General features: G+C 61.4%; 4 protein-coding genes. 3 read left to right on the top strand and 1 reads right to left on the bottom strand.

Going from position 1 to position 4,658, the window contains the following annotated elements; translation table 11 throughout:
* The first annotated feature begins 132 nt into the window (after positions 1-132).
* Positions 133-657 carry a DUF937 domain-containing protein gene (locus sphst_RS12480; protein WP_107045607.1) on the top strand — a complete coding sequence of 175 codons (525 nt, stop codon included), beginning with the start codon at positions 133-135 and terminating at the stop codon, positions 655-657.
* Between the two features lie 410 nt (positions 658-1,067).
* On the opposite strand, the gene sphst_RS12475 is transcribed toward sphst_RS12480, so the two are convergent.
* A complete protein-coding gene (locus sphst_RS12475) occupies positions 1,068-1,478 on the bottom strand; it encodes a DUF3597 family protein (RefSeq protein ID WP_031393099.1) in 411 nt (136 codons plus the stop codon).
* 154 nt (positions 1,479-1,632) lie between these two features.
* On the opposite strand from sphst_RS12475, the gene sphst_RS12470 reads away from it, so the two are divergent.
* On the top strand, positions 1,633-2,223 hold the full coding sequence (locus sphst_RS12470) for a DUF4142 domain-containing protein (protein ID WP_031393100.1): 591 nt from the start codon (positions 1,633-1,635) through the stop codon (positions 2,221-2,223).
* 155 nt (positions 2,224-2,378) lie between these two features.
* The gene (locus sphst_RS12465; RefSeq protein ID WP_107045606.1) at positions 2,379-4,247 is read left to right on the top strand and encodes an AI-2E family transporter; all 1,869 of its coding nucleotides are present in this window, start codon (positions 2,379-2,381) and stop codon (positions 4,245-4,247) included.
* Positions 4,248-4,658 lie beyond the last annotated feature (411 nt).

Genomic DNA, 4,658 nt, shown 5'->3' with positions numbered 1-4,658 from the left:
TACGCCCCAACTTCCTGACTAATATTGCGCAGACAGCGCAAGCCTGTCGATCCAACGTCCTAGCTCGATCGAAGGTGACCGGACCTATAGGTCCCAGCATCTGTTGGTACCCGTCACAACAAGGAAGCCGACATGAATCTCAATGACCTGCTGCCTGATGGTGGCATCGATGCACTCGCCGCCCAGCTAGGCATACCGCGTGACCAAGCCCAGCGCGGCGCAGAAGCGCTGCTGCCGTCGGTTCTGGGCGGCATGGGAAATAACACGACGCAGTTAGACGCCCATGTGAACACGCTTGGCGGCGCAGACCTTGCTTCGAACGTATTGGGCAACGAGCCGACGCAGATCGATCGCGGTAATCAGCTCCTCGGCGGTATCTTCGGGTCGAAGGACGGCAGTCGTGAGGTCGCCGACAACGCGGCGCAGAGCAGCGGCCTGGCGCCCGAGCTTCTCAAGCAGATGCTGCCGATCCTAGTCATGCTGGTGGCCGGCCACCTGACTGGGCGCTCGGGCGGGCAGCAAGGTGGCCTTGGCGGGATCCTGGGATCTGTACTCGGCAGCCTGGGTGGCGCTGGAGCCGAAGGCGTTGCGCCCGGGGGCGGTCTTGGCGGCGGACTGGGGGGCATTCTTGGTTCGGTCTTTGGCGAGCGGCGATAGAGCCGTACGGACATAAGACCGTCCTGCTCGATCAAACCGGTGGACTTGAAATCAAGGAACATCCCGTCGCCACGTGGCTACGGCACGGCGATACCATCGACGGCATGACTGGGGAGCGCATGTGATGCGGAGACGAGGAAACAAGCGAGCCGGTCCTGTGGCAATTGTCATCTTCGCGATGATCGTGGCACTCGTCGTCACGATCTGCTGGCTCGCCGCGCATGGTTTTCACAAAGAGCCGAATGGACCGCCGCGTGGCAGTCAGACGCTGCCAGCTCAGGCAGCGCGGGGGACCGTAACTGCGACGCCTTCGAACGCTGGTCCAGCTCGCTAGATTGAAAGACGGTTAAGCCAGTAGTCTAAGGCAGGAGGGGGCCGCATAGGGTGCGGTCCCCTCCGGATTGGGTGCGTTAGTTGCGCAGGCTGTCGGGAACGATACCGCCGTTATCGGCAAGCTTCTGCATCACTGCCTTGTGAAGGGCAATGTTCTGCTCCGCCGAGCCGTCGGCTGCTGCATGGACATTCAGCTCGGCAGCAAGTTCCTTGCGAGCGGTCAGACTGGAATCCAGGTCCAGCAGCTTCAAAAGATCGACGATTGAGCTCTGGTAGTTGCCCCCGCCATCTTTCATCGATGCCATCTCGCTGAGGACCGCACCGACATCGACGGACTGCGGAGCCGCTGCGGGGGCGGGCTGGGCGGTAGCGGTCGGCTCAGCTTGCGGTGCAGCCTGCGGCGCCGCGGCTGGAGCTTGAGCCGATGCAGCGGCTGATGCGGCTTTATGGTGGAAAACCCTGTTCATGATAGTGCTGAAGATGCTCATAGCCGTGTCCCGATAAGGCCGGCAGCTGTGCCGGCAGACGGCTAGAACGAACTCGCCTCAGGATCGGTCCGGAGTTCGTTGCTCGTGCGGAACGGTCCTCAGGAGGCACGCGTTGAGCCCGGCAGCGGTAATATGCGAGCAGATGGAGAGTATGATGAACTTTAAGACCCTGGCACTGGTATCGGCAGCGGCCCTGTCATTGGCCGCATGCGGCAAGAAGGCCGACGATACGACTGCCGTCGATAACAGCACCTACGCCAACACGACCGCCACGGACGTGAATGCAGCCGGTTCCAATGATGCCATGGCAGCACCGGCCTCAGGTGGGCAGGCTTTCGTCAACATGGCAGCTGCGAGCGATGCGTTCGAGATCGAGACCTCGAAGCTCGCTGTAACCAACGGCGCATCTGCTGCTGTAAAGAAGTTCGCTGGCCAGATGATCACCGCACATGAGGGGTCGACTGCGAAGCTGAAGGCACTGACGGCAACGCTGTCGCCAGCTCTGACGCCCAACCCGGTGCTGAGTGCTGAGCAGCAGCAGAAGCTTGCCGATCTAAAGACCAAGCAGGGCACTGATTTCGACACCGCATACGCGGCTGCCCAGGTCGCCGGGCATCAGCAGACGCTCGATACGCTCAAGGGATATGCTGCAACCGGCGACGTGCCCCAGCTGAAGACGTTCGCGTCGAGTCTGGCACCGACGGTCGCAGCGCATCTCAACATGGCGAAAGCGCTCAAGTCCTGAGGTAGCGTCCCAGACGATGAAGTATGAAGCCGAGAGGGACGCCAAGTGTGCCTCTCGGCTTTGCCCGTCCTGACGTCAGGACGGATACAACGAAAAATGCTTCGTGCCGGGTCTCGACGTGACCGATACGCGAGCCCCGGCAGGAAGGTTTCCGCATGAGCAGCCCCGACAATATCGCCGGCTACAAGGATGTCGTGACCGGTAGCCGCGAAACGCCCGCGGACAATCCAGGTGCGGCTCAGATCCGCTCGGCCTCGGCGCCGGAACTCAAGACGCTGGCCGGCGTGACCGTTGGCACGCTCGTCATCGCCGCCCTGTATTTCGGTCAGGAAGTGCTCATTCCGATCACCTTGGCGGTGATGCTCTCCTTCGTTCTCTCACCGGTCGTCAACCTGCTGCAGCGTCTGCGTCTCTGGCGTGCGCCCGCCGTGATCCTGACCGTCATAGCGGCCCTGGGTCTCTTGGGCCTGTTCGGCGCGCTCATCGGCAGTCAGGCCGCGTCGCTGACGGTGAACGCGCCGCAATACGCCCGCACGATCGAAGCAAAGGTCCAAGGGGTTCAGGGCTTCGCGGTCGCACGCCTTGCCTCGATCACCAAGGAACTGGGGGGCAAGCGACCAACTACCACACCTCGTGCGGCCACGCCGACGTTGGCAACACCGTCGGCTCCGACGACGGTCGATCAACGCCGCCCTATCCCGGTAGAGGTCGTCCAAGGCAGCACGTCGCCGTTCGCGATAGCACGTACGGTTCTCGAACCCATCCTGGGTCCGCTGGAAACGACGGTCATCGTCCTCATCGTGGCGATATTCGTCTTAATGCAGAAGGAGGATCTGCGCGATCGGTTTATCCGCCTGTTCGGATCAAGCGACCTGCACCGCACGACGCGCGCCATCGATGACGCCGGTCAGCGCCTCAGCAAGTATTTCCTTTCCCAGCTGGCTGTGAACACGTGCTTCGGCGTTGTTATCGGCCTTGGTCTATGGCTGATCGGCATACCATCGCCGGCCATGTGGGGCGTGATGGCGGGTCTGCTGCGCTTTGTACCCTATATCGGGCCGTTCCTGGCAGCAGTGGCTCCTGCGGCGCTCGGTGCGGCCGTGGATCCAGGCTGGGGCATGGCGCTGGAAGTCGTAGCGCTCTTCGTGATCATCGAGCCGCTCACCGGGTATGTGGTCGAACCACTGCTCTACGGCCACTCGACAGGCCTTTCGCCTGTGTCCGTCATTGTATCGGCGATCTTCTGGACGTGGCTTTGGGGGCCGATCGGGCTGATCATGTCCACGCCGCTGACGCTATGTCTGGTCGTCATGGGGCGCCACGTGAAGAGTCTGGAGTTCTTCGACGTCTTGCTAGGCGACAGACCGGCGCTGACACCCATCGAAAGCTTCTACCAGCGCATTCTGGCTCGGAACCCGGACGAGGCTTTGGCACAGGCTGAGATGCTTCTCACCGACCGGTCTCTCACCGAATACTATGACGGGGTCGTGCTTGAAGGGCTGAAGCTAGCGGTCGAAGACGAAGCACGCGGGACAATCGACCGCGCTGGTGCGGCGCAGATGACCAAATCAATGATGTCAGTGATCGAGGACCTACAGCCAACCTCAGGGGCGGCACCGTCTAACACCCTGGCAAAAGCTCAAACGGTCGCCTGCGTTGCAGGGCACGGTCCGTTTGATGACGCGGTAACTGCTATGCTCACGCAGTTGCTGGGACAGCAAGGGGTGCACGCGAAGCGTATCCCCAATACCGCAGTGTCCCGAGATGCGGTGCAGACTTTGGATCTGACGGGGATTGATGTGATCGCCATCTCTTACCTGGAGGTGACCGGTTCGCCAGCGCAGTTGCGTTACCTTGTCCGGCGCTTGCGTGCCCGAGCGCCGGACGCTCGCATCGTCGTCGGCCTATGGCCGCAGGGGGAAGCTTCCCTCAGCGATGCGGCAATCCAACAGGCCTTGGGTGCGGACCGATACGTAAGTTCGCTACACGACGCAGTGGAGAACATTGTCGGTTGGGGATTGTAGGCAAAGAGGCATTGTACGTCACAACTCACTGTCGCGTGGTCGCGCTGACTCTTCCTGTAACGACCGGATGACCAAGCGGGTGAGATACAAGAGTACGGTGATGAAGGCTAGGTAGACAGCGGTAATCTCGGTGCGCGGCATCCAGCCAGCCGCGCACAGAGGATGCGTTCCGTAGCAGTACAACCAGGTAGCGCTGAACAACATGACGGCGTACCCTACGGTCGATATACCGATCAGGGAGTAAGCCACGGCCCGGACAAGAAACAAGCGCATCACGAATAGACGCTACCGTTCTTACCGACCGCCGACAACCCGCCTCCAATGCTAAGTCAGCCAGTCGAAAGCGCGCTTCACTTGCGCCGTACCATTGCTTTCGAACGGTCGGCCGTGAGCGAAGATCACCCGGTCAGG

Origin of the sequence: Sphingomonas sp. STIS6.2 (genome assembly GCF_000732685.2) — a bacterium.
Classification (GTDB): Bacteria; Pseudomonadota; Alphaproteobacteria; order Sphingomonadales; family Sphingomonadaceae; genus Sphingomonas; species Sphingomonas aerolata.
The sequence above is the reverse complement of the archived record's forward strand: the minus strand, read 5'-3'. Positions and strand labels throughout refer to the sequence as shown.